The sequence below is a fragment of the Pseudomonas sp. XP1 genome (genome assembly GCF_053557675.1).
In genome coordinates, this window is sequence record NZ_JBNRIJ010000018.1 from 89,929 (window position 1) to 93,334 (window position 3,406).

A 3,406-nucleotide genomic window follows, 5' to 3' on the forward strand; every position below is an offset into this window, starting at 1 on the left:
CCCAAGGTTTCGGCAAGCAGCCAGAATCGGTGCCGACGCTGCCGGCACTCAAACGCATGCTGCAACGCCTGGGCGTGTTGCAAATCGATTCGGTCAACGCCCTTGTCCGCTCCCACTATCTGCCGCTGTTCTCACGCCTGGGCCACTACTCGCCTGCCGCCCTCGACCAGCTCGCCTGGGGGCGTGGCCGCCAGCGCCTGATGTTCGAATACTGGGGCCACGAAGCCTCGTTGCTGCCGCTGAGCCTGTACCCACTGCTGCGCTGGCGCATGGCCCATGCCGCCGACGGTCGTGGCATCTATCGCCAGCTCGCGCAGTTTGGCCGCGAACGCCAGGACGTGATTGCCCGGGTACTGGCCGCCGTCCGCGAACAGGGCGCCCTCGGCGCAGGCAGCCTGTCCACCCGCGAGGAGCGGGCCGGCCCCTGGTGGGACTGGAGCGAGGAAAAGCACGCACTGGAGTGGCTGTTCGCCGCAGGGCAAGTGACGGTCGCTGGCCGGCGCGGCTTCGAGCGGCTTTACGATTTGCCGGAAAAGGTCCTGCCGAAGGCGATCCTCGACCAACCTTTGCCCAGCGAGACCGAGGCGCATCAGGGCTTGATGCTGCATGCCGCCACGGCCCTGGGCGTAGCCACCGAGCGTGACCTGCGCGACTACTTCCGCCTGGATCCGGGGCAGGGCAGGGCTGCGCTGGCCGAACTGTTGGCTGACGGCCGCCTGCAAGCGGTCGAGGTGCAAGGCTGGAAGCAGCTCGCCTACTGGGCCGGCGCACCGCGTATCCCCCGGCGCATAGAGGCCAGCGCGCTGTTGTCGCCGTTCGATTCACTGGTCTGGGAACGCAACCGTACCGAGCGCTTGTTCGACTTCCGCTACCGCCTGGAAATCTACACCCCGGCGCACAAGCGGGTGTACGGCTACTACGTGCTGCCGTTCCTGTACCACGAACGCATCGGCGCACGGGTGGACTTGCGCGCCGAGCGCGCCCAGGGGCAACTGGCAGTGCATGCCGTGCATGTGGAGGCCGCAGGCCTGGACGAGGAAGGTTACCAGGCCCTGGCCGGCAACCTGCTGCGCCTGGCCAGTTGGCTGGGCCTGGAAAAGGTGCAACTTAACTGCCCGCGCAAGGAGGGCAGCCAGTTGCGCCAGGCGCTGCTCAGCGCCGCACCTGCTTGAGGGTTTCGGCAATCAGGAATGCCAGCTCCAGGGACTGGTCGGCGTTCATGCGCGGGTCGCAGTGGGTGTGATACCGGTCGGACAGCGCATCCTCGGTGATCGGCCGGGCGCCGCCGATGCATTCGGTGACGTTCTGCCCGGTCATCTCGATGTGGATACCGCCGGCATGGCTGCCCTCGGCCTGGTGCACCTGGAAGAACTGCTTCACCTCATCCAGGATCTGCGCGAAGTCACGGGTCTTGTAACCGCTGCTGGCCTTGATGGTGTTGCCATGCATCGGGTCGGAGCTCCACAGCACCTTGCGCCCTTCGCGCTCGACAGTGCGGATCAGCCCCGGCAGGTGTTCGCCAACCTTGCCGGCGCCCATGCGCACGATCAGGTTCAGGCGCCCGGGATCGTTGGCCGGGTTCAGCGTGTCGATCAGGCGGATCAGCTCCTCGGGGTTCATGCTCGGGCCAACCTTGACCCCGATCGGGTTGTGCACGCCGCGCAAAAACTCCACATGAGCACCGTCAAGCTGGCGGGTGCGGTCGCCGATCCACAGCATGTGCGCCGAGCAGTCGTAGTAGTCGCCGGTCAGGCTGTCCTGGCGCACGAAGGCTTCTTCATAGTTCAGCAGCAGTGCTTCGTGGGCGGTGAAGAAGCTGGTTTCGCGCAGCTGCGGCGCGCTGTCCAGGCCGCAGGCGCGCATGAATGCCAGGGTTTCGTCGATGCGGTTGGCCAGCTGGTGGTACTTGTCGGCCAGCGCCGAATTGGCGATGAAGTCCAGGTTCCACTTGTGCACCTGGTGCAGGTCGGCAAACCCGCCCTGGGCGAAGGCGCGCAGCAGGTTGAGGCTGGCGGTGGCCTGGTGGTAGGCCTGCAGCAGGCGCTCCGGGTCGGGGATGCGGCTTTTCGCGTCGAAGCCGATGCCGTTGACGATGTCGCCACGGTAGGCGGGCAGGGTGATGTCGCCGATGGTTTCATCGCCCGATGAGCGCGGCTTGGCGAACTGCCCGGCCATGCGCCCTACCTTGACCACCGGGCAGCCGGCGGCGAAGGTCATGACAATGGCCATCTGCAGCAGCACCTTGAAGGTGTCGCGGATTTTCGCCGCCGAGAACTCGGCGAAGCTCTCGGCGCAGTCGCCACCCTGCAGCAGGAAGGCGCGGCCTTCGGTGACCTCGGCGAACTGCCGGCGCAGCTCGCGTGCCTCGCCCGCGAACACCAGCGGCGGGTAGCTGGCCAGGGTCTGTTCGACCTTCAGCAGGTGCGCGGCATCGGGGTAGGTCGGTTGCTGCTGGATTGGCAGGGCACGCCAGCTGTCGGGGCTCCACGGTTGGTTCATCTCGGGCTCGGTCTTGTCGGTTGTAGGCTATGGGCCATGGTAACAGTTGGCGCTGCGCTTGTTGCATCAAGGGTGTTGGCGGACAATGCGCGTTTTTGCGCGGGTGGGTGGTGAGCATGGCGGCGGAACGGGAAGAGCGGCTACTGGCACGGGTGGAGGACGCCTTTGGTGTCATCAGCGTGTATGAAGTCGACGACTACCGCTTTCTGGAATTCGGCGATGCGATCGAGCAGAGCTGCGTGTTCACGGCCGACCCAAGCTGGCTGGAATACGACTATACCCGCGCCATGCTGGTGGGGGCGTTGTGCCACGAGCAGCCGGAGAGCGCGCTGTTTCTCGGCCTGGGGGCCGGCACGCTGACCCAGGCCTGCATGAAGTTCCTGCCGCTGGACGACATCGAGGCCATCGAACTGCGCCCGGACGTACCGCGCCTGGCCATGGAGTACCTGGGCCTGGACGATGACCCGCGGCTGTATGTACGCATCGGCGATGCCCTGGAGCTTTTGCCCACGGCGGAGAAGGCCGACCTGCTTTTCGTCGACCTGTACACCGACCATGGGCCGGGGGTGGGGCACCTGGCGTGGAACTTCCTGGAGAACTGCCAGCAGCAGCTGAACCCGGGTGGGTGGCTGGTGATCAACCAGTGGGCCACCGACGACGGCAAGCCGCTGGGCGCGGCGTTGCTGCGCGGGTTGTACCACCGGCATTACTGGGAGCTGCCGGTGAAGGAGGGCAATGTGATCCTGCTGGTACCGGCGGACCTGGAGCAGACGCTGGACCTGGATGGGCTGAGGGCCCGGGCCGAGGCGTTGGCGCCGCGCCTGGGGTACAGCCTCGAAGGGCTGATCCGCGAGATTCGGCCGGCTACCTGATGAATCTGTGTCGAGGCTGCTGGCCCTATCGCCGG

General features: G+C 66.3%; 3 protein-coding genes. 2 read left to right on the plus strand and 1 reads right to left on the minus strand.

Annotated elements, in window-relative coordinates:
• A partial coding sequence (locus ACK1U9_RS16795; protein ID WP_449110044.1) for a winged helix-turn-helix domain-containing protein occupies positions 1-1,172 on the plus strand: 1,172 nt, incomplete at its 5' end.
• On the opposite strand, the gene ACK1U9_RS16800 is transcribed toward ACK1U9_RS16795, so the two are convergent.
• The gene (locus ACK1U9_RS16800; protein WP_046615479.1) at positions 1,153-2,499 is read right to left on the minus strand and encodes a class II 3-deoxy-7-phosphoheptulonate synthase; all 1,347 of its coding nucleotides are present in this window, start codon (positions 2,497-2,499) and stop codon (positions 1,153-1,155) included. The two genes, ACK1U9_RS16795 and ACK1U9_RS16800, sit on opposite strands and share 20 nt — an antisense overlap.
• Before the next feature lie 116 nt (positions 2,500-2,615).
• On the opposite strand from ACK1U9_RS16800, the gene ACK1U9_RS16805 reads away from it, so the two are divergent.
• Positions 2,616-3,371, plus strand: a complete 756-nt coding sequence (locus ACK1U9_RS16805; protein ID WP_046615478.1) for a spermidine synthase — start codon at positions 2,616-2,618, stop codon at positions 3,369-3,371.
• Positions 3,372-3,406: the final 35 nt, after the last annotated feature.